This window comes from Streptomyces fulvoviolaceus (genome assembly GCF_000718165.1).
Classification (GTDB): domain Bacteria; phylum Actinomycetota; class Actinomycetes; order Streptomycetales; family Streptomycetaceae; genus Streptomyces; species Streptomyces fulvoviolaceus.
Genome location: NZ_JOEY01000192.1, coordinates 1 through 339, shown reverse-complemented (window position 1 = coordinate 339; position 339 = coordinate 1). Strand labels below are relative to the sequence as shown.

Here is a 339-nt window from a genome sequence, read left to right as displayed (position 1 = left end):
ATCGAGGTCAGCCGGGCGCGGAGCCGGCCGGTGGGCATGCCCGAGATCAACTGCCGGAACCGTTTGCGGCGGCCGTGCTTCTCACGGGTCTTCTCCGCGCCGAAGTCCAGATCCTCGACCGCGATGGCCTTCACTCCGCAGGTTCTGGCCCAGTTGAGCAGCCGGGTGAGGGCGTGACGGACCTGGGCGTCGCGGTGCTGCGCAGTACCCGTGAGGTCGAAGAAGAACCGGCGGGGATGGCCGGTCGGGTTGCCGTGGGTGTCGAGGCGCCAGGCGGCGAGGTGGTCGGCGTTCATGTCGACGCCGATCACACCGTGCGTAAGGGCGGCGGCGATCGGG

Annotated in this window: 1 pseudogene; it reads right to left on the bottom strand. The window is 69.9% G+C overall.

Features of this window, described 5'->3' with window-relative positions:
• Nucleotides 1-339, bottom strand: a pseudogene (locus IG08_RS0153470) (IS200/IS605 family accessory protein TnpB-related protein); the annotation flags it as partial.